Annotated in this window: 18 protein-coding genes and 1 pseudogene; 5 read left to right on the forward strand and 14 right to left on the reverse strand. The window is 71.8% G+C overall.

Going from position 1 to position 20,393, the window contains the following annotated elements; genetic code table 11:
* The first annotated feature begins 151 nt into the window (after positions 1 to 151).
* Positions 152 to 1,006, forward strand: coding sequence for an SDR family NAD(P)-dependent oxidoreductase (locus MTO91_RS18910; RefSeq protein WP_379673907.1), 855 nt, complete (start codon positions 152 to 154; stop codon positions 1,004 to 1,006).
* Between the two features lie 19 nt (positions 1,007 to 1,025).
* On the opposite strand, the gene MTO91_RS18915 is transcribed toward MTO91_RS18910, so the two are convergent.
* Genes MTO91_RS18915 through MTO91_RS18940 form a run of 6 tightly spaced genes read right to left on the reverse strand, consistent with a single transcriptional unit; the run spans position 1,026 to position 9,199 of the window.
* Positions 1,026 to 2,336, reverse strand: a complete 1,311-nt coding sequence (locus tag MTO91_RS18915; RefSeq protein WP_476652135.1) for a benzoate/H(+) symporter BenE family transporter — start codon at positions 2,334 to 2,336, stop codon at positions 1,026 to 1,028.
* A 44-nt stretch (positions 2,337 to 2,380) separates the two neighbouring features.
* Entirely contained in the window at positions 2,381 to 3,622 is a 1,242-nt protein-coding gene (locus tag MTO91_RS18920; protein ID WP_476652136.1) for a 2Fe-2S iron-sulfur cluster-binding protein, read from the reverse strand.
* Positions 3,619 to 4,485 (reverse strand): FAD binding domain-containing protein, encoded by an 867-nt coding sequence (locus MTO91_RS18925; protein WP_093353927.1) that lies wholly within the window; start codon positions 4,483 to 4,485, stop codon positions 3,619 to 3,621. The genes MTO91_RS18920 and MTO91_RS18925 overlap by 4 nt, the downstream gene beginning before the upstream one ends.
* Entirely contained in the window at positions 4,485 to 5,264 is a 780-nt protein-coding gene (locus MTO91_RS18930) for an enoyl-CoA hydratase/isomerase family protein (protein ID WP_179762222.1), read from the reverse strand. Before MTO91_RS18930 ends, MTO91_RS18925 begins: the two co-directional genes overlap by 1 nt.
* A gap of 1 nt (position 5,265) precedes the next feature.
* Complete coding sequence (locus tag MTO91_RS18935) at positions 5,266 to 7,671, reverse strand: xanthine dehydrogenase family protein molybdopterin-binding subunit (protein ID WP_253067790.1); 2,406 nt, start codon at positions 7,669 to 7,671, stop codon at positions 5,266 to 5,268.
* Between the two features lie 16 nt (positions 7,672 to 7,687).
* Positions 7,688 to 9,199 (reverse strand): class I adenylate-forming enzyme family protein, encoded by a 1,512-nt coding sequence (locus MTO91_RS18940; protein WP_179762221.1) that lies wholly within the window; start codon positions 9,197 to 9,199, stop codon positions 7,688 to 7,690.
* Positions 9,200 to 9,427: 228 nt separating this feature from the next.
* Between MTO91_RS18940 and MTO91_RS18945 the strand changes: the two genes are divergently transcribed.
* Positions 9,428 to 9,994: a PadR family transcriptional regulator gene (locus MTO91_RS18945; RefSeq protein WP_073577276.1), complete on the forward strand. Its 567-nt coding sequence runs from the start codon at positions 9,428 to 9,430 to the stop codon at positions 9,992 to 9,994.
* 145 nt (positions 9,995 to 10,139) lie between these two features.
* On the opposite strand, the gene MTO91_RS18950 is transcribed toward MTO91_RS18945, so the two are convergent.
* The 5 genes from MTO91_RS18950 to MTO91_RS18970 all read right to left on the reverse strand — a co-directional run bounded on the left by MTO91_RS18950 (position 10,140) and on the right by MTO91_RS18970 (position 16,276).
* Complete coding sequence (locus MTO91_RS18950; RefSeq protein WP_476654922.1) at positions 10,140 to 11,750, reverse strand: BCCT family transporter; 1,611 nt, start codon at positions 11,748 to 11,750, stop codon at positions 10,140 to 10,142.
* 440 nt (positions 11,751 to 12,190) lie between these two features.
* Positions 12,191 to 13,006, reverse strand: a complete 816-nt coding sequence (locus tag MTO91_RS18955; protein ID WP_476652138.1) for a GAF and ANTAR domain-containing protein — start codon at positions 13,004 to 13,006, stop codon at positions 12,191 to 12,193.
* Between the two features lie 283 nt (positions 13,007 to 13,289).
* Entirely contained in the window at positions 13,290 to 13,430 is a 141-nt protein-coding gene (locus tag MTO91_RS18960; RefSeq protein WP_405416009.1) for a hypothetical protein, read from the reverse strand.
* A gap of 49 nt (positions 13,431 to 13,479) precedes the next feature.
* Positions 13,480 to 14,768, reverse strand: a protein-coding gene (locus MTO91_RS18965; protein ID WP_281010833.1) for an IS3 family transposase whose coding sequence is annotated in 2 segments (ribosomal slippage) — positions 13,480 to 14,414 and positions 14,414 to 14,768 — 1,290 coding nt in all. Because the reading frame shifts where the segments join, the coding sequence is not laid out codon by codon here.
* Between the two features lie 231 nt (positions 14,769 to 14,999).
* A protein-coding gene (locus MTO91_RS18970; protein WP_232021061.1) for an IS3 family transposase occupies positions 15,000 to 16,276 on the reverse strand; the annotation gives its coding sequence in 2 pieces (ribosomal slippage) (positions 15,000 to 15,988 and positions 15,988 to 16,276; 1,278 coding nt in all).
* Between MTO91_RS18970 and MTO91_RS18975 the strand changes: the two genes are divergently transcribed.
* Entirely contained in the window at positions 16,275 to 16,646 is a 372-nt protein-coding gene (locus MTO91_RS18975) for a hypothetical protein (protein WP_476652140.1), read from the forward strand. The two genes, MTO91_RS18970 and MTO91_RS18975, sit on opposite strands and share 2 nt — an antisense overlap.
* Complete coding sequence (locus tag MTO91_RS18980) at positions 16,643 to 17,248, forward strand: hypothetical protein (RefSeq protein ID WP_405416004.1); 606 nt, start codon at positions 16,643 to 16,645, stop codon at positions 17,246 to 17,248. The genes MTO91_RS18975 and MTO91_RS18980 overlap by 4 nt, the downstream gene beginning before the upstream one ends.
* Here the strand turns inward: MTO91_RS18980 and MTO91_RS18985 are convergent.
* Together MTO91_RS18985 and MTO91_RS18990 are read right to left on the reverse strand one after the other, a co-directional pair.
* Positions 17,207 to 17,764: a TetR/AcrR family transcriptional regulator gene (locus tag MTO91_RS18985; RefSeq protein ID WP_405416001.1), complete on the reverse strand. Its 558-nt coding sequence runs from the start codon at positions 17,762 to 17,764 to the stop codon at positions 17,207 to 17,209. The genes MTO91_RS18980 and MTO91_RS18985 overlap by 42 nt on opposite strands.
* Positions 17,765 to 17,830: 66 nt before the next feature.
* Positions 17,831 to 18,526, reverse strand: a complete 696-nt coding sequence (locus tag MTO91_RS18990; RefSeq protein WP_010243516.1) for a type 1 glutamine amidotransferase domain-containing protein — start codon at positions 18,524 to 18,526, stop codon at positions 17,831 to 17,833.
* A gap of 154 nt (positions 18,527 to 18,680) precedes the next feature.
* On the opposite strand from MTO91_RS18990, the gene MTO91_RS18995 reads away from it, so the two are divergent.
* Entirely contained in the window at positions 18,681 to 19,046 is a 366-nt protein-coding gene (locus tag MTO91_RS18995; RefSeq protein ID WP_405415999.1) for a hypothetical protein, read from the forward strand.
* An 11-nt stretch (positions 19,047 to 19,057) separates the two neighbouring features.
* On the opposite strand, the pseudogene MTO91_RS19000 reads toward MTO91_RS18995, so the two are convergent.
* Positions 19,058 to 20,388 (reverse strand): annotated as a pseudogene (locus MTO91_RS19000) (IS256 family transposase).
* Between the last annotated feature and the right edge of the window lie 5 nt (positions 20,389 to 20,393).

Consider the following 20,393-nt stretch of genomic DNA (forward strand, 5'->3'; position numbering starts at 1 on the left):
ACGACATCGCCCGAGTCCGGTCGAGTAGGCACGAACGGGCGTGAACATCCCGGTGCGGCCGAGCGGGGCCACCCCGCCGGAACAGCATGGCATATGATACGGAACGTTCCGTATCGTTTCTCCGGCACGTTCACGACGACGAGGAGTTCCTATGACGGCCACCCCAGAACCCGTCTGGTTCGTGACCGGCGCCGGCCGGGGGCTGGGCCGGGCACTGACCCGGGCCGCGCTGGACGCCGGCGAGCAGGTGGTGGCGACCGTCCGGCAGGCCGACGCGCTCGCCGACCTGCGTACGGAGTTCCCGTCGGCGTTGCACGTCGCGACGGCGGACGTCCGCGACCGGGACGCGGTCCGGGCCGCGGTCTCGGCCGGTGTCGCGCGGTTCGGGCGTCTCGACGTCGTCGTCAACAACGCCGGCTACGGCCTCGTCGGAGCGGTCGAGGAGGCCGGGGAGGCGGAGGCGCGCGACATCGTGGACACGAACCTGCTGGGACCGCTGTGGGTCGCCCAGGCGGTGCTCCCCCACCTGCGCGCCCAGGGGGCGGGGCACATCGTCCAGATCTCCACGACCGGCGCGGTCGGTGCCATGCCGACCCTGGGTCTGTACAACGCGGGCAAGTGGGGGCTGGAGGGCTTCTCCCAGGCGCTCGCCGGTGAGGTGGCCCGGTTCGGCGTCCGCGTCACCGTGGCCCAGCTCGGCGGGTTCGACACGGACTGGGCCGGCTCGGGGATGCACTTCGCGACCCCGTCCGCCGTCTACGACGACCTGCGGCGCGAGCTGTTCGGGACGGCCGAGGTGCCGTGGCGGGCCGAGGGGCCGCTCGGGGCGCCCGTCGCGGAGGCGGTCGACGCCCTGCGCCGGCACGTCCACGCGCCCGACGGCCCGTTCCGGCTCCTGGTCGGGGCGGACGCCCCCGACCAGGTCACCGCGGCGCTGCGGGCGCGGTGCGAGGACTACGCCGAGGACGACCGCTTCACCTGGCCCACTCCGGCCGTCACCGCCTGACCGGACCGCGTCCCGGGGCTCACCCGGTCGCGGCCCGCACCCGGAAGTCACCCGGCTCGACCACCGCGGAGATCGCGACCCCCGCGACGAGCGCCCAGAACGGGCTGGAGATCCCCAGCGGCGCGACCCCGCTCATCGCGACCACCAGGGCCGTCAGCGCACCGGTCCGGAACCGGCCGTCGCCGAACGCGCCGCGGAACGACGACACCAGCACCCCGATCATGGCGAGCCCCGCGACCACCGCCACCAGCTCGGTCGGCAGCGCCGTGACCGCGGTGACCGCGATCCCGGCGAGGGCGCCGAACGCGATGAACAGCACGCCGTTGACCACGCTCGCGGCGTAGCGGGCGTCGGGGTCCGGCCCGGCCTGCGGACCCGAGCAGATCGCGGTCATGGGGCCCGCGACGTTGGCGTTGTGGCCGCCGGTCAGCGGGGCCAGCAGCCCGCCCACGCCGCTCGCGACCGTCATCGCGTTGATCGGGGGCCGGTAGCCCTGACTGAGCAGCACGCCGTAGGCCTGGGCGTTCTCCGCGGCGATCACCAGGACCGCCAGCGGGATCCCGACGGCCAGGATCGCGGCGAGGTCGAACGTCGGCGCCACGAGCACCGGTGCCGTCCAGCCCTCGACGGCGGTGGCCTGCGTGGTGAAGCCGCCCGTGGCCGCGGCCGCGGCCAGCCCGGCGACCAGCGCACCGAGCGCGCCGGGCACCGCCGGTACGAACCGGGACAGCAGCAGGAACCCGGCGACCGCGGCCGCGACGATCCACGGCGCGGACTCGGCCGCGGTCACCACGCCGGTGCCGAAGCGGATCAGCGCCCCGGCGATCATCGCCATCACGATCTGCTGCGGCAGCCACCGGGACACGGTGCCGATCAGGCCGGACAGCCCGAGCACGAGCACGAGCAGTCCCGCGACGAGGAACGCGCCGACGACGGCGGAGAACGGGAACGTCCCCAGCGCCCCCACCACCAGGACGGCCCCCGGGATGGAGAAGGCGCCGACGACCGGCATCCGGTAGCGCAGGGCGAGGAACAGCGAGATCAGGCCGCCGAACACGTAGATCCCGAAGATCCACGACGCGATCACCCGGCTGTCCAGGCCGTTCGCGGCGGCACCGTCGATCACGATCAGCGCCGGCCCGGTGCAGCCGAACACGGCCGCGACCACCCCGGCGCCGACCGTTGCGGGGTTCAGCCGCCGGGGCAGGCCGCGCAGCCCGGACCGGATCCCCGGGCCGGGTTCGATGCGGCGGGTCGGCCGCGGCTCGGCCGGCGGGGTGGGCGGTGCGGCGGCCGGGCCCTCGGCGGGCTCGTCGGTCGATGCGGTCATGGTGTCGCCTCCTTGCGATCACTCACCGAGCAGGGAGCGGGCGGCTACCGGCGCCGCAGTGTGCGGACGCGGGTGAGGCCCCGGCGGACGAGCGCGCCGACGGTGTCCCGGACGGTCCCCAGCACCAGGCGGAGCTGCGCACCGCGGCCGGGCTCGGTGACCGACCCGGTCTCGGCGGCCTCGTCGACGCTCGTCGCGAACTGCTCGAACAGCCGCCGCGAGACGTCACCGGCCAGCGCCCGGCCGAACTGGGCGACGCGGCCGGTGAGGTGGACGTCGGCGTGCGCGGTCAGGACCGTGCCGCCGTCCGGTCCGGCCTCGGCGGCCAGCACGACGTCGGCCTGGGTGGCGCTGCCGCCGGCGTCGGCGCCCTGGGCGTGGAACCGCAGCCGGTGCGCGGCCGGGTCCCGCTCGACGACCTGGGCCAGACCGTCGAAGGACAGCTTCACCGGGCCGAGCGCGACGACGGCCCGGCCGCGGTAGCGGTCGCCGTCGAGCACCTCGGTCAGCCGGGCGCCGGGCAGGCAGCGGGCGAGCAGGTCGAAGTCGTCGAGCACCGCCCAGACCCGCTCGACCGGCTGCCGGAGCGCGCTGGTGACCTCGACGACCGCGGACGGCGGCCCGGAGGGCAGCCGCACCTCCTGCGCGAGCGCCGCCGCCGGCACCTCCTCGGCGGGGGCTCCGGCGCCGCTGCCGCCACCGGTCCCCCGCCCGACCAGGGTCCGCGCGCCGCACGCCCGGGGCCCGGGGACGCCGTCCGGGTGACTCTGCCGCACGTCCTCGACGGCCGCGAGGATCCCGCGGTAGCCGGTACACCGGCAGAGCACGCCGGACATCTGCTCGGGCAGCTCCTCGCTCTCCACCTCCGGGGTGTTGCTGAGCAGGTCGTAGCTGCTCATGAGCATCCCGGGGGTGCAGAACCCGCACTGCAGCGCGTGGTGGGCGGAGAACGCCTGCTGCAGCGGGTGCTGGTCCTCGGGGGTGCCCAGGCCCTCCACGGTCACGATCTCGGCGCCCTCGCACTGCACCGCGAACAGCAGGCAGGCGCGGGCGGCCTCGCCGTCGACGAGCACGGTGCACATGCCGCAGACGCCGTGCTCGCAGCCCAGGTGGGTGCCGGTGAGGCCGAGCTGCTCGCGCAGCACGTCACCGAGGTGGGCGCGGGGCGGCACGGTGACGGTCGTCTCGGTGCCGTTCACCGTCATCGTGATCCCGACGGTCTCGTCGGCGGCGACGCGGTCCCGCGGCTCCGCAGTACCTGTTCGCCTCGGCTCCACCGTGGTCATGAACGCTCCTTCCGGTCCCGGGCGCGGTGCAGCGCACGGGACAGCTCGCGGGCGGCGAGCACCCCGAACAACCGGCGCCGGTAGCCGGTGGATCCGTGGGTGTCCCCGCCGGTGTCGACGACCTCGTCGGCCAGTGCGGCGGTGGCCGGGCGCAGGTCGTCCTCGTGCTCGGTGAGCAGCGGTGTCACGTCGCGGGTCACGGCGCGGTCGGAGATCCCGAACCCGGTCAGCCGGGCCTCGGTCACCGCGCCGTCGTCGCCGACCCGCACCCGGGTGACCACCCCGGCGAGCGCGAAGTCGCCGTGCCGGCGGGCGATCTCGGCGAACCCGAAGCCCTCCCCCGGCCGGGCGTGCGGGAACGTCACCGCGACGACGACGTCCTCCGGCCCGGCCGCGGTGGTCATCGCGCCGGTCACGAACTCCTCGGCGGGCATGCTCCGCCGCCCGGCCGGGCCGGCCAGCTCGACCGTCGCCTGCGCGCAGCAGGCGACGGCGGGCAGCTCGGCGGCCGGGTCGGCGTGGGCGAGGCTGCCGCAGACGGTGCCCCGGCTGCGCAGCTCCCGGTGCCCGACGAAGGGCATGGCCATCCCGATCAGCGGGACCGCGCGGGCGGACCGGTCGTGCTCGACCGCGCGCTGCCGCACCGCCGCGCCGATCCGGTACCCGTCCTGCTCCGGTCCCGCTGCCGTCAGCTCGGGCACGGCGGTGATGTCGACCAGGGTGCCGGGGCGGCCCAGGCGCATCGCGAGGACCGGCACCAGGGACTGGCCGCCGGCCAGCACCTTGCCGTCGCCGCCGGCGAGCTCGCCGAGCACGTCGTCGAGCCGGCCGGGGCGGACGTAGGCGAACGGTGCGGCCTTCATCAGCGGCCCGTGAAGTTCGGGGTGCGCTTCTCCCCGAAGGCCTTCACGCCCTCGGCGAAGTCCTCGGTCGCCCGCAGCATCGAGTAGGCCTTCCGCTCCAGCTCGATGCCGGTGTAGAGCGGGCCGTCGACGCCGCGGTCGAGGACCTCCTTGGCGGTGCGCAGCGCGGCCGGGGAGAACCCGGCCATCTTCAGCGCCAGCGCGTCGACCTCGGCGTAGAGCGCGTCGCGGTCGTCGTACAGGCCGGCCAGGATGCCCCAGTCGAGCGCCTGCTGGGCCTGGATCCGGGTCGCGGTCATGATGTGGAACTTCGCCCGGGACAGGCCGATCAGCCGGGCCAGGCGCTGGGTGCCGCCGGAGCCGGGGATCATGCCGAGGTTCATCTCGGGCAGCGCGAGCTGGGTACGGCCGGTGCCGAGCCGGATGTCGCAGGACAGCGCCATCTCCAGCCCGACGCCGAAGCAGTAGCCGTCGATCGCGGCGATGACCGGCTTCGTGCTGCGGGCCGGGGCGGTGACGTCCTGGCCGAGGTCGGTGAGGTCGATCGGGTCGACCTCCATGAACCCGGCGATGTCGCCGCCGGAGGTGAAGTGCTGGCCGTCGGAGCGGACCACCACGACGCGGACCTGCGGGTCCCGGTCGATCTCGGCGAAGCGCTCGGCGACCAGCCGGCGCATCTCCATCGTGACGACCGTGTACTTGCCGTGGGACAGGGTCAGGTACGCGACCCGCCCGTCGTGTGCGCGCTCCAGGACGACGTCGCCGCCGGTGAGTGCCATGTCAGGAGTTCTCCTTCTCGGTGAGCAGTCGGTGCAGTACCTCGCCGTGCAGCGGCAGGCGGGTGATCTCGATCCCGTGGGGGGCCAGCGCGTCGGCGACGGCGTTGGCGTAGGCCACCGGGAAGCTCATGGACGACCCCTCGCCGCAGCCCTTGGCGCCGAGCGGGGTCAGCGGTGACGGGGTCACCACGTGGTCGGTTCGCAGGTCGAACCCGGCCTCGGCGCTGGTCGGGCACAGGTAGTCGAGGAACGTCGCCGCCGTCGGCTGCCCGGAGTCGGCGTGGGTGAACTCCTCGTAGGCGGCACCGCCGAGGCCGTGCACGAGCGCGCCGTAGACCTGGCCGTCGAGCAGGGTCTGGTCGAGGACGGTCCCGGCGTCGTGCACCGAGGACACCCGGTCGACCTCGATCTCCAGGGTGTCCGGGTCGATCCGCACCGCGACGATCTCGGCGACGAAGCCGTAGCAGAGCGAGGAGTTGATCCGGTCGTCCGCCGTGGCCGCGCGGGTCTCCCGCGGGGAGAACTCGGCCTCGGCGTAGAGCCGGGCGGGGACGCCGTCGGGCAGCGACGCCGGGTCCCAGTGCACGACGCCGGCGGCGTGCCGGAAGGCGACCGAACGACCGTCCGGGTGGACGACCTTCCCGTCGAGCAGGGTGAGCTCGCCCGGGTCGGCTCCCTCCAGCAGCGTGGCCCCGGCCGCCTTCACCGTGGCGGCGATGGTGTCCGCGGCGGCGACGACCGCGCTCGTGACGAGCGGCGCGAACCGCGACGAGTACGACCCGGACGTGACCGTCCACGGGGTCGTCGCGGTGTCCATGTCGACGACCGCCCGTACCTGCGCGATCGGCAGCCCGAGCCGCTGCGCCGCGACCTTCCGCGCCACGGTGGCGTGGCCCTGACCCTGCGGGACCGACCCGAGCAGCACGGTGACGATCCCCTGCAGGTCCACCGACATCCGGACGTGCTCGGTGGAGCCGGACTTGTCCCGGCCCGGCTTGCGGTCCTCGGCGGGGGTGGCCAGGCCGACGTAGCCGATGTTGGTGCCGGACGGGTCGACGACCAGTGCGGTGCCGATGCCGTAGAAGGCGCCCTCGGCCCGGGCCGCCTCGCGCCGGCGCTCCAGCTCGGCGAGGTCGGCGTTCTTCACGGCCAGATCCAGCGCCGCGGCGTAGTCGCCGGAGTCGTAGACGCCCCCGGTCGCCGTCTCGTGCGGGAACGTCGACACCAGGTTGCGCCGCCGCACCTCGACGACGTCGCGCCCGGTCGCCGCGGCGACCGCGTCCATCAGCCGTTCCAGCCCGAAGTAGAGCTGCTGGCCGCCGAAGCCCCGGTTCAGCCCGGTCGGCATGGTGTTCGTGACCACGGCGCGGGCCCGGATCTCGACGGCGTCGATGCGGTAGGGCCCGGTGATGTTGCCATAGCAGCGGTAGAGCGTGGAGGGCTCCGGCGGGCGCAGGTAGGCGCCGACGTTGTCGATCAGGTCGGTGCGCAGGGCCGTCACGGTGCCGTCGGCGTCGACCGCGGCGGAGAAGGTCATCGCCCGGTCCGCACCGGTGGAGCTCGCCATCAGGTGCTCGACGCGGTCCTCGGCCCACCGCACCGGCGTGCCGGAGTGCTTCGAGGCCAGCGCCATCAGCACCACGTAGGGGTAGATGCCGGCCTTGATCCCGAAGCTGCCGCCGATGTCGGCGGGGACGTGCAGCCGCACCCGCGACGTCGGGATCCCGAGCGCGCCGGCCATGACCGGGACCATCGAGAACGGTCCGTGGAAGTTCGCCCAGGCCTCGACCGAGGGGCCGGCGTCGCCCTCGTTCCACTGCGCGATGACCGAGTAGCACTCCATCGGCACCGAGGAGTAGCGCGGGAAGTCGTAGCGGCCGGTCACCACGTGCGCGGCGTCGCGGAACCGCTCCTCGACGGGACCGAAGGAGAAGGTCCGGTCGGTGGCGACGTTGGACCCGGCGCCCTCGTGCAGCAGCGGCGCGTCCGGCTCCAGCGCGGCGCGGGCCGCGGTGACCGCACCCAGGTCGTCGTACTCGACGGCGACGAGCTCGGCGGCGTCCTCGGCGACGTAGCGGTCCGAGGCGACGACGACGGCGATCGGCTCGCCGACGAAGCGCACCTTGTCCACACCGGTGGGCAGGTAGGGCATCACCGCGCCGGTCGACAGGGGGAAGGGCCGCAGCGCGGCGCGCACCTCGTCGGGGCCGATCACCGCCGCCACCCCCGGATGGGCACGGGCCCGGCTCAGGTCGACCGAACGCAACCGGGCGTGCGGACGGGTGGAGCGCACGACGGTGGCGACCAGCGTGCCGGGCAGCGGGTCCAGGTCGTCGAGGAACGCGCCCCGGCCGGTGACCAGCGCGGCGTCCTCGTCCCGGCTGGGGACCCAGGTGCGGGCGGCCACAGACACATCGGACACATCAGACACGTGCTTCTCCCCTCAGGTCGTACTCGCCCGCGACGAGCGTGCGGCGCAGCGTCTTGCCGACCCCGGACCGCGGGATCGAGTCGACGGCGATCACCCGCTTCGGCCGCTTCAGCGACGGCAGTTGCTCCCGGGCCCAGGCCAGGGCCTGCTCGGCCGCGGCCAGCGGGTCGGTCCCGCGGGCGGGGACCACGAACGCGGTCACCGCGTGTCCCCATCGCTCGTCGGGCAGTCCGACCACGCAGACGTCGTCGATGGCGGGACAGCGGGTCAGGACCGACTCGATCTCGTCCGGGTAGATGTTCTCGCCACCGGAGTTGATCATGTCGTCGGTGCGGCCGGAGACCCAGAGGTCGCCGTCGGAGTCGGCGACGGCGAGGTCACCGGTGTGGTACCACCCGTCCCGGATGGCCTTGGCGTTCGCGTCCGGCCGGTTCCGGTAGCCACCGAAGGCCTCGGGCGAGGCCATCGAGACGATCACCTGCCCCTGCGTCCCGCGCGGGACCTCCTCGTCGACGGGGGCGCCCGCGTCGGGCGCGATCAGCCGGACCCGGGAGAACAGCCCCGCCCGGCCGGCGCAGCCGGGCTTGGCGGCGACGTCGGGCCCGATGGTGAACGTGTAGATCTCGGTCGAGCCGAAGTGGTTGACGAACGAGGTGGGCGCGACCTGGTCGACCAGCTTCTCGGCGAGCGACGGGGTCATGGCGGCACCGGCGTAGGCGAGGTTGTCGAGCGCACGGGCGTCACCGAGCCGTCCGGTGCGCAGCAGCGACCAGTAGATCGTCGGCACCAGGTACAGGGAACCGACGTTCTCCTCGAGGATCAGCTGCATCGACTCGTCGGCGTCGAAGGCGGGCTGGCCCACCCACGTGCCCCCGACCACGACGGAGGCCAGCAGCGTGCGCAGGCCCATCGTGTGGAACAGCGGCATCACCCCGAGGGTCGCGACCCCCTGCCGCTGCCGGGTCTGCATCACGTGCGCGACCGCTGCCAGGTGCTCGGCCCGGTGGGTACGCGGGACACCCTTCGGCTTCCCGGTGGTCCCCGACGTGTAGAGCATGACGCTGAGGTCCGATTCGTCCGGGGCGACGCAGACGGGGCTGTCGAGCCGCTCGGCGAGCTCGTCGACGGCTGCCACGTCCCGCAGCAGGTCCCCGAGGCCGGCGGCGGCGACCCGCTCGGCGTGCGCGGCGTCGGCGACCACCAGGCGGACGTCGGCGTCGCCCAGGCAGTAGCCGAGCTCCTCGACCCCGAACCGGGTCGAGAGCGGCACCGAGACCGCGCCGAGCTTCTGCACGGCCAGGTGCAGGCTCGCGAGCTGCTCGCCGCCGTGCATCACCAGGCCCACCCGGGCCCCCCGCTCCACGCCGAGGCTCCGCAGGGCCCCGGCCAGCCGGTCGGTCCGCGCGTCCCACTCCCGGTAGGAGAGCCACCTGCCGGTTCCTCGTACCGCCGGCCGGTCGGGGTTGCGCTCGACCGCCCATCGCAGCGTCGTCACCAGGTCCATCCGACCCCCTCGTCATTAGTCTGTTTCAGACCATACGGTTCAGACTGTCAGAGGGGAAGCCCCGGATTCCACCGGCCTCGGGAACGACCCCGTCCGGCGGCATCCGCCGGGGAGGAGGGTCGGTCATCGGTGGCGGGACGCACGTGCGAGGGTCGAGCCGCATCCGCGGATCGACGATTCGCCTCGTCTAGAGTCCGCGGAGCACCGGCCGGCACGAGAGGAGCGCGGATGCGACTGTCCACGACGTCGTATCTGGTCCTGGGCATGATCGCGTTGCGCGGGCCCTCGACGCCGTACGACCTGAAGCGGGCGGTCAGCCGCTCCGTCGGCTACTTCTGGCACTTCCCGCACGCGCAGCTGTACTCCGAGCCGGACCGGCTCGCCGACGCAGGCCTGCTCGCCCTCGACACCGAGGAGCACGGACGGCGGCGCAAGACCTACTCCCTGACCGACGAGGGCCGGGCGGCCCTGCGTGAGTGGCTGGCGGCGCCCACCGCCGAGCACTTCCAGATGCGCGACATCGCCGAGCTCAAGCTGTTCTTCAACGAGGCGGGATCCCCCGACGACGTCGAGAAACTAGCCCGCGAGCAGATACGCCAGCACGAGAGCCGGATCGCCGACTACGAGGACATGGTCGCCCGGCACGGTCGCGAGGAGTGGGCCGAGCCGCGCATGATCACGATCGAGCTGGGCCTGGAGATGGAGCACGCGGCCCTGCGGTTCTGGAGCGCGCTGGCGAACGACGAACTCGACCGGCTCCGTCGCGAGCGGGCCGAGCGCGACCCGCGCGACTGAGCACCGGCCCTGTCGGGGGTCGTTCGCTCGCTCCGATCCGTGGGTCCGTGACCACCTGGTCTACCGCCGCGTCGTCCGGGGCCCTGGTGAGTCCCGGACGACGTCCGACCGGACACGGAGTCCGGGGCCGGCCGGATGTCGCACGTCAGTCGGTCGATGACGCAGGCCGTCCGGCGACGTCACGCGTGGCGGCCGTGCCATCCGTCCCGGTCCCGTCCACCGGCTGCTCGGAGAGATGCCCCCGCACCGTCACCATCCGGGGCGGGACCTCGGAACGGAGCCCGGCGACGAGGGCGAAGACCATCGCGAAGACCATGGTGAAGATCGGCAGCCCCACCACGGTGATCACCTGCTCCAGCGCATCCAGCGCGGCATCACCGCCCAGGACGATGAGCGAGGCGGCCAGTGCACCGATGGTGAGCCCCCAGAACACCCGCTGCCGGATCGGGCTGGGCCGGTCGTCACCGGTGCAGAGCATGTCGACGACGAGGGCGGCCGAGTCCGCGGACGTCGCGAAGAACAACGCGACCACGACGACCGCGATACCGGAGACGAGTGTCGCCGCCGGGAAGTTCTCGAAGAAGGCGAACATCGCGAGCGGCACGCTGTCGGCGACGGCGGCCGAGATCGGCCCCCCGGTCCCGCCGATGCCGTCGATCGCCATCGCCGACCAGCCGAAGATCACGAACCAGACGACCGTGAAGGTCGCCGGGGCCACGAGCACCCCGCCGACGAACTGGCGGATGGTGCGCCCCTTCGAGATGCGGGCGAGGAAGACCCCCATGAACGGGGCCCAGGTCACTGTCCACGCCCAGTAGAAGACGGTCCACCCGGCCTGCCAGCCCCAGCCGTCCTCGTCGGTGTAGGGGGCCAGGGAGTCGTTCCAGAAGGACAGCCTCGGCAGGCTCGACAGGTAGAGCCCGGTCGTCTCGATCATCTGTCGGAGGAGGAAGACGGTCTCACCGGCCATGAGTACGAACAACATCAGACCCACCGCGAGTCCGATGTTGAGGTTCGACAGCCGACGGATGCCCTTGTCCAGCCCGACCGCGATCGACCCCGTCGCCACGAGGGTGAGGACGGTGATGACCGCCACCCGCACACCGACGGAGTCCGGCACCCCCAGCAGCGCACTCAGCCCGGCACTGATCTGCGAGGTGCCGAGGCCCAGCGACACCGCGACGCCGAACACCGTGCCGAGCACCGCGAAGATGTCGATCGCCCGCCCGATCGGGCCGTGGATCCGCTCCTTGAGGAACGGATAGAACACCGACGAGACTCGCATCGGCAGGTCGTAGCGGTAGATGAAGTAGCCGAAGGCCAGCCCCGGCAGCGTGAAGATGGCCCAGGTGTGCAGGCTCAGGTGGTACAGCGCGAAGGACATCGCATCCTGCGCGGCCTGGGCGCTGTAGGGCTCGACACCGTCGACCGGGGGCGTCGTGAAGTGCGAGATCGGCTCCGCGACCCCCCAGAACATCAGGATGGTCCCGATCCCTCCGGCGAACAGCATCGTGAACCAGGACACGTTCGAGTAGGCGGGACGTGCGTCGTCACCGCCCAGGCGCAGGGTGCCGTAGCGACTCAGGGCCACCCAGATCAGGAACACGAGCCAGGTCGTCACCCCCATGACGAAGTACCAGCCGAAGTTCGTCGTGATCCACCCACGACCCGCGTCGAACGCCGCGCCGATGGGGCCCGGCGCGAGCAGCAGCACCACGAGGAAGGCGATGATCAGACCTGCAGACCAGAAGAAGATCTACGGGTGGGTGCGCAGGCCGAACCTGCGCGCGAGCTCCTGCACGTCGCGCTCCTCCTCCGGTCGTCGACCGGTCCGCCCGATGGTGGTGTTCGCCTCGGGTCGTCGGAGGCAGAGCGGACGGCGACGGCACAGTGGCGCAAAGATGTCCGATATAGCCCTCGATGTCCACCTGTCGAGGGCTGCGCAGAGCGTCGCCGGACCATGCGCGGTGGGTGTGACCAGGAGTCATCTCGGCTCGGCAACGGTCTCACCGGATCAGCCGACCGGGCCCGGATCGGACCGCCCCGGGATGCCGGCGCAGGAGTACTCGCTTTTCAGCCGGGGCGGCTGTCGGAACTCAACCGCCCCGGCCTGGCCCTCGCACCGCCCCGGGGTCGATGCTCGGGATGCGACGCGTCTGCCCGCTGCACGGGTGCCCAAACGCCCGCCCGGGGCCGCTAGAGGGAGTCGATGTCCTGGGGACGCTCGGCGACGGTGCGGGCCAGGCGGGCCAGCTTCACGTTGATGTCCTGCGAGGTCCGGCGCAGCAGGTCGAAGGCCTGGTCGGCGTCCAGCCCGCGGCGGGCCATCAGGATGCCCTTGGCCTGGCCGATGACATCACGGGTCTCGATCGCCGTCTGCAGATGTGCCTGCTTGAGCTCCGCAGCCGAGATCGCGTCGGTGGTCGCCAGCGCGAGCGAGGCGTAGCCGGCCAGGATGGTCAGGTGGTCGAGGTCGGCGCGGCCGAAGGCCTGCGGCTCGGAGGCGTACACGTTGAGCGCCCCCGGCAGCCGGGGCGGCCGGGCGTCGGGGAGCAGCTCGACCGCGGCCACCGAGAGGAACCCGTGACCCACTGCGGTCCCGGCCAGCTCGGGCCACCGCTCCTCGCGCCGCAGGTCGTCCGACACCGCGGACGCGGGGCCGTCCTCCCGGGCGGCGTCGACGCAGGGACCGCGACCACTGCGGTACTGCACGACGTCGATCTCCTCGGCCGGCCCGCCGGTGGACGCCGGTGTGTAGTAGTGGCCTTCGTCGTCGCGCATCGTCACGCTCGCCATCGCCGCCACGGGCACGACGCGTGTCACGGCGTCGAGCACCCGGTCCAGCACCTCGGCGACCGTCGCGCAGTCCAGGAGTGCCGGTGCGAGACGCCGGAACTGGTCGACGACGTCGGCGTCGTCGACCGTGGCGGCGTGCCGGGTGGGGGACGCGCCGTCGGCGCTGCGCTCCGACTCGTCCGGCGTTCCGATCAGCTCTGGCCTCGTCAGGTCCACCCGCCGGGGTGACCCGTCGTAGGCACGGCTAAACACCGCGACGGGACACGCGCCCGGGCGGTGTCCGCCACCGGCTTCCGTGCCCCGGGCCGTCGGAGCTCGGCCGGGTCGACGCGCCTGCACCTCGACCGGTCGGGACCCCTCCCGAGTGACATCCGGACCATGGCCGGCATGGATCGAGCAGAAGCACGCACGAACATCAGGTCGACGGTGAACGTCGACGAGTCGGACGTCGGTGCGGCTCCGGTCCGAGGCCGATGGGGTTGTGGATGGAGGGGCCGGGTTAGAGCGAGGTCCAGAGGGTCTCGGCGTCGACGACGCGGTGGTGCCGCCAGGTGAGTGCTCGCTCCACGGCGGCGACGACACCGGCGACCGTGAGGGTCCCGAGCAGCCAGCCGGGTAGGAGCACCGGTGAGGTGAACATCCCGACCCGGTCCGCGGGCCTTGACCCCGGATAGTGGACACGGGGTGGATTACGCGGCTGCTGGGACGGTAGTTGCGTAGCTCGCCTCGTAGTTGTTCGGGGTCTGGTAGCGGCAGTAGGAGTGTCGCCGTCGGGTGTTGTAGCGGGTCATCCATCGGAACAGTTCTCGGCGGCAGGTCATTTCGTCGGGCCAGAACGGGTTGTCCTGCAACACTTCCCTTTTCAGGGTGGCGTTGAACGACTCGGCCAGGGCGTTGTCGGCGCTGGACCCGACCGCGCCCATGGACTGGCGGACGCCGAGCCGGTCACAGAGCTCGGCGTAGGCGCGGCTGGTGTAGGTCGAGCCGTGGTCGGAGTGGAAGATCGCCCCGGCAAGGCTTGCGCGGTCCGCGGACGCTGCGCGCAGAGCGTCGGCGACGAGCTCGGTGCGCATGTGGTCGGCCAAGGCCCACCCGGCCAGCCGCCGGGAGTAGCAGTCGATCACGGTGGCCAGGTAGAGATTGCGCCCGTCGGCCAGCGGCAGGTAGGTGATGTCACCGACGTAGACGGTGTTCGGGGCGGCGGCGGTGAAGTCACGTCCGAGCAGGTCGGGCACCGGGCTCTGGGCGGGCTCGGGGATGGTGGTGCGCACCCGGCGGCGTCGGCGGTAGCCGGTGATGCCGTACTCGCGCATGACGCGGGCGACGCGCTTGTGGTTCACCCGCTGCTCGGGTGCGACCCCGTCGTTGAGCTCAGCGGTGATCCGTGGCCGTCCGCAGGTGCGGTCGCCCTCGTGCACGACACGGATCCGCTCGGCCAGGGCGATGTCGGCCGCTTCGCGTTGCGCCCGCGCGGGCGCAGCCGCGAGCCAGGCGTAGAACGAGGAGCGCCGCACATCGAGCAGGGCGCACAGCCGCTTCACCGTCCAGCCCGCACGGGGCCTGGAGGTGGTCTCACGGTGGTCGGCGACGAACTGGAAGCGGGTCACCAGCGCGTCTCCCCGGCGAAATACTTGGCCGCCTGGCGGAGGATCTCCCGCTCGGTCTCGAGCTTGGTCTTCTCCGCCCGCAACGCCTTGTTCTCGGCCTCGAGACGGGCCAGGCGCTGCTCGGGTGTCTCATCGCGGCCCGGGGCCGCCGCGCGGTTCGGTGTCCGGTCACGGCCCGATCGCGGGTCTCGGGTCGTGGTGCCGTCCGCGGTGGTGCGGGTGCCGCTGCCGTGCCGGTCGAGCCACAAGCGCAGCGTCGTGCGCTCAATCCCCAGGTCAGCGGCGATGCCCTTCACCGTCGCCCCGGGCGTGGACTCGTACAACTCGACGGCCTGCCGACGGAACTCGTCGGAGTAGTTCTTGCGGGCCATGGTCAGACATCATCTCGCTTTCCCCGACCGTGCGGGGATCAACGTGTCCACGGAACGGGGTCAGGACCCGTGCTCTCATGCCCCATGAGAGCGATCAGATGGATATACGTCTAGAAGTGGACGGGCGGGCTTGGGACTCTTCTGGGGTCAGCGACAGCCCCTACTCGAGGAGATCGAGATGTTCCCTACCCGTCACGCCGTCGAGTGAACCGCCCCGGCGTGTCCGGAGAGCTATCGGGTTGAGTGCTCTGACTCGGGCTGGCCGATGTGTTGACGGTAGTGCGCGGCCTCCAGCTCGGCCGGGGGCAGGTCCGCGGCAGCGGAGTGCAGCCGTCGGTGGTTGAACCAGTCGACGTACTCGAGGGTGGCGATCTCGACCTGCTCGACCGTGCGCCACGGACCTCTCGGCTTGATCAGCTCGGTCTTGAACAGCCCGATCGTCGACTCCGCCAACGCGTTGTCATACGCGTCGCCCACCGACCCGACCGAGGGCGCCGCGCCGGCCGCGGCGAGTCGTTCGGTGTAGGCGATGGACCGATATTGCGACCCCGCATCCGAGTGTGCGACCAGCCCGGACAGGTCCTTATGGCCCTGTCGGGCGCGAGTCCATACCGCGTGTTCGAGGGCATCGAGCACCAGCTCGGTACGCATCGACGTGGCCGCGCGCCAGCCCAGGATCCGCCGCGAACAGGCATCGATGACGAAGGCGACGTAGACCATCCCCGACCACGTCGGCACGTAGGTGAAGTCAGTAACCCAGAGCTGGTCCGGGGCCGGCCGGTCGAACCGGCGCTCGACCAGGTCACCGGCCCGCGGCCCACCACCGTCGATCGTGGTGCGGACCCGGCGTCCGCGGCGGACCCCGGCCAGCCCCGCCGCGCGCATCAGCCGCTCGACCGTGCATCGGGCGACGTCGATGCCCTCGCGGCCCAGCTGGATCCAGACCTTCCGAGCGCCGTAGACGCCATAGTTCTCGGCATACACCCTGCTGATCTGAGCGGTCAGTTCCTCGTCACGCACCTGCTGTCTGCTCGGGGCCCTCAACGCCGCGGCGCGGGCGGCGTAGTAGGTCGACGGGGCGATCGCCACGCCCAGCTCGGCGAGCTGGGCGCAGATCGACGCGACACCCCACCGCCGTCCCACCGTGGAGCGGGCGGCGTGCTGGTCGATGAACCTCACCAACGCTTGTGTGGCCGGTCGATCTCGGCCGCGAAGAAAGCCGAAGCAGCCTTGAGGATCTCGTTGGCCCGCTTGAGCTCCGCGACCTCCCGGCGCAGCCGCTTGACCTCCTCGGACTCCTCAGTGGTGGTGCCCGGCCGGACACCACCGTCGATCTCGGCTTGACGGACCCACTTGCGCACCGTCTCCCCGGTGCCGACCCCGAGCTTGGTGGCGACGGCGTTCATCGCCGCCCACGGCGAGTCGTAGTCCGACTCGACCTCGGCGACCATGCGCACCGCCCGCTCACGCAACTCCGGCGGATACGGCGGCTGGGAACGACGTGTCATGACTCCATCTCCTCAGAAGATCAAGTCTCCCGACACGCCGGGGCGGTTCAGTTTCCAGCAGCGCGTTGCCGCGGTCAGCACCGCGGAGGCGTTTCGCCAGCTGCAGTCCGCCGCGTCGACCGCCCGCGTCCGCGCCACCCCGCGGTGGTGGACGCCTGTCAAGCCCGCGGCGGGCCTGCTGTTCCTGTACCCGGCGTCGCTGCCCGGTGTCTGTCTTCTGGTGCGCGACGGCGCGATCTTGACCGTGTACCAGCGGAGCCAGTGCCAGGCGTGGCGGGTTGCTCGGCCGCGGCAGCGGCCGCCCGCTCCGGCGCGCCGGCATCCCTATCGGCGGCCGGCGGTCGGCGGCCCCCTCGAGGAGGCGGCATGAGTGTCGGTGGCGCCGGGATCCCCCGGCTTCAGGATCTGTCCTACATCGATGTCGCGGCCGGCGGGGTCGCCGCCGGCGCGACGTTCGAGCAGCTGCGGCGGTCCTTGGTCGCCCGCGGCGCGGAACTCGCCCGCGATAGCGACACCGACGGATCGTTCGACGAGCAGCGATGGTCGGCGGTGCGCGCGGACCCCACCAAGTACGTGCACAACACGGTCGACGTGCTCAAGGAACTGATGCGACTCGGCTGGGTGGAGCGCCACATCCTGCCCTCAGGGCCGGCCTCGGCCTACGCGCACAGCGAATCCACGTTCACCATGACTCCGGCTGGTGCAGCGTGGACGGAGCTGGCCGGGCAGGATCGCCGCTCGGCGTACAACTCGTTGCTCGGTGTGGAAGGTCTCCAGAAGATCACGCGGTGGCCGCCCTACACGTCGACACCACAGCCCTCAACAGGACCGGGTCGCACACCACTTTGGTGGACACCACTGACCGACGGTCAGTGCGCCGACCGTCTGCGCCACCCCCACCGGTCGTGCCGACGAGCGGCGACGCGAGCCTCAGGCCGGCTCATCGGAGGTGGTCAGTCCAGCCGTGAGTAGATCGACAGCGGTCGGCAGCAGTCGGACGCTGTCCGGGGTCGACTCCAGGCCGGTCACCAGCGCAGTGCAGATCGCGGCGGCGTCCTCGGGCGCCGTTCCGGAAGGACTCGCCTCAGCGAACAGACTCGTCAGGAGCTCACCGACGCGGCCGGTGAAATTGATGCAGATGTCGCCGTAGAGCCGTGCTTTCGCATCCAGCAGTTCGGCGGTGTGCGGAGAGTCGCCTGCCAGCTCGAGCACCAGGTCGAGCTTGACCTGCAGCACTGACCGCACTCGCTCCTGCCATGGTGCGTCGGACTCCGCCGCGGCGGAGGCTCGCTCCGTCGCCTGCAGGTGCAGGCGCGCGGCGAGCCGCCGCACGGCGTCGTCCTTGTTGCGGACATATTGGTAGACCGCTGACCGCGACATCCCCGCTTCTCGGGCGATGTCATCCATCGTCGTGCGCCGCACACCATGCCGCGTGAGACACGCGTAGGTGGCGTCCAGGACGTGGTCGAGGCGGGGTGCGCTCGTCATGTCAGCCCGGTCCAGCCCTCTCCTGTCGGTGCATCGGTGGGTCGACACCTCAGCGGAGCACCGTCATCAGGGCAGCGCCTTGAGGAGCTCCTCTGCCAACGGGGCGGACGAAGCAGGGTTCTGGCCCGTGTACAGGTTACGGTCGACGACGATGTGCGGAGCCCACGGCTCGCCTTCGTCGTACTTCGCACCGAGGCTCACAACCTCGTCCTGGACCAGCCACGGCGCCTTCTCCGCCAAACCGACCTGCCGCTCCTCCTCGTTGGAGAACGCGGACACGCGGTAGCCCGCGAACGGTGTCGTCCCGTCGTCGGCGACGGTCGCGCGCAGGGCCGCCGGTGCGTGGCAGACGATACCGAGCGGCTTGCCGGATCCCAGCGCGTCGATCAGCAGCTTTCCTGAGTCCCTGTCGAAGGCCAGGTCCTCCAGCGGGCCGTGTCCACCAGGGTAGTACACGGCGGCGTAGTCTGAGAGCTGCACCTCCCCCAGGTCGATCGTCCTCCGGAGCTCCTCAGCTCCGTCGATCACCGCGGCCTGCTCCTTCGCGGCGTCCTCACCACCGGCCATGTCCGGAGTCAGACTGACCGCGTCGACGGTCGGCGCGATCGCACCCGGAGTGGCGACAACGATCTCGTGTCCGGCATCCCTGAACGCCGAGTAGGGAGCCACGAACTCCTCGGCCCAGTAGCCGGTCGGGTGCCTGGTTCCGTCGTTGAGCGTCCAGTACGTCGCACCGGTCATCACGAACAAGATCTTGGCCATCCGAGCTTCTCCCCTACTTCGGCGTGTTGTCAGACGTTCTGACGTTTTGTGCTTCTTTTGTCAGTTCGACTGAGCAAAAGTTACGCTCGGTACCCGCGGCTGTCAACCGCGACCGGCTCTCCCTGAGCACCTGGCGGCCGGCAGCGCGCCGCGGGTGGCGCGCTTCCATCGGGGCCGGGACGTCACCGACTGGCCCGACGAGATGGGTTACTACCGGATGCCGGTCACCGAGCACCCGCGCCGCGAGGCTGTCCGCGCCCAGGCGAACCACTACGTCACCGGCCGCGACGGCGGCCGCGACATCGACCTGCGCCGGTTCGCCACCGAGGGGATGCGGCTCTACGGTCCGCTCGCCGACCACGCAGGCGGCACCCTGCGTTTCCGCCATGGCCTGGCGGACGCGCTCGACCACGCCGACCAGGTCAGCGAGTCCATCAAGGACACCATCGACGCGCACATCGAGCGCCAGGGCATCGATGCGCCGCCGGGGAGGGGACTGTCAAGTTTCCGGTGTAACTGAGGTTGGTCGGGTTACGTGCGTCCGGCGGACAGGCGTCCGTCGAAGGCGATGTCGAAGGCGTTCAGGGCGGGCTTCCAGCGGATCGACCACCGGTGCTGCCCGGTGCCGGTGGGGTCGAGACTCATGATCGCCATGTAGACGCACTTGAGCGCGGCGGCCTCGTTCGGGAAGTGCCCGCGGGCCTTGACCGCCCGCCGGATCCGGGCGTTCACGCTCTCGATCGCGTTCGTCGTGCAGATGATCTTGCGGATCTCGACGTCGAACCCCAGGAACGGCACGAACTCGGCCCAGGCGTTCTCCCAGAGCCGCACGATCGCCGGATACCGCTCACCCCAGGCCTCGCAGAACTCCAGGAACCGCTCGGTCGCCGCAGCCTCGGTGGGTGCGGTGTAGACCGGTCGCAGGGCCTTGGCGATCGCGTCGTAGTGCTGGCGGCCGGCGTAGCGGAAGCTGTTGCGCAGCAGGTGCACCACGCAGGTCTGGGTGATAGTGGCGGGCCAGACCGCGCCGATCGCATCCGGCAGCCCCGCCAGGCCGTCACAGACAACCATGAGCACGTCACCGACGCCGCGGTTACGGATCTCGGTGAGTACGTGCAGCCAGTACTTCGCGCCCTCGCCGCCGCTGCTGGGGTCCCCGGCCCAGAGCCCGAGGATCTCCCGGCGGCCCTCACAGGTCACCGCGAGCGCGACATGGATGGGCCGGTTCGCGACCTTCCCGTCGCGGATCTTGACGTGGATCGCGTCGATGAAGATCACCGGGTAGACCGGGCCGGGTCGAGTGGCCGGTTCTGCCACTCGACCATCGCCTCGATGACCTTGTCGGTGATCGTCGAGATCGTCTGCCGGGACACCTGGGCGCCGTAGACCTCGGCCAGGTGAGCCTGGACCTCCCCGGTGGTCAGGCCCTTCGCCGACAGCGACAGCACGAGCTCGTCGACCCCGGACATGCGGCGCTGCCGCTTGGCGACGATCTTCGGGGTGAACGAGCCGTCCCGGTCCCGGGGCACATCGAGCTCGACCGGCCCGGCCTCGGTCAGCACGGTCTTCGACCGGTGACCGTTGCGAGAGTTCCCGCCGTCACGGCCGGCCGGGTCGTGGGACTCGTAGCCGAGGTGATCGGTGATCTCACCTTCCAGAGCGGATTCCAGGACCCGCTTGGTCAGCTGCGCGAGCAGACCATTCTCCCCGGTCAGCTCCAGCCCGTTCGCCCGTGCCCGGCCGGCGAGCTGGGCGATCAGCTGCTCATCGACAGGGTCCAGCCCGGCTGGGCCTGCACCCTCGGCCGGGCCGTCGGTTACCGCGTCGAGGTCAACCACCGGCTCGTCTGCCAGGTCTGTCATCGGGT

The organism is Pseudonocardia sp. 2-7 (assembly GCF_056341085.1).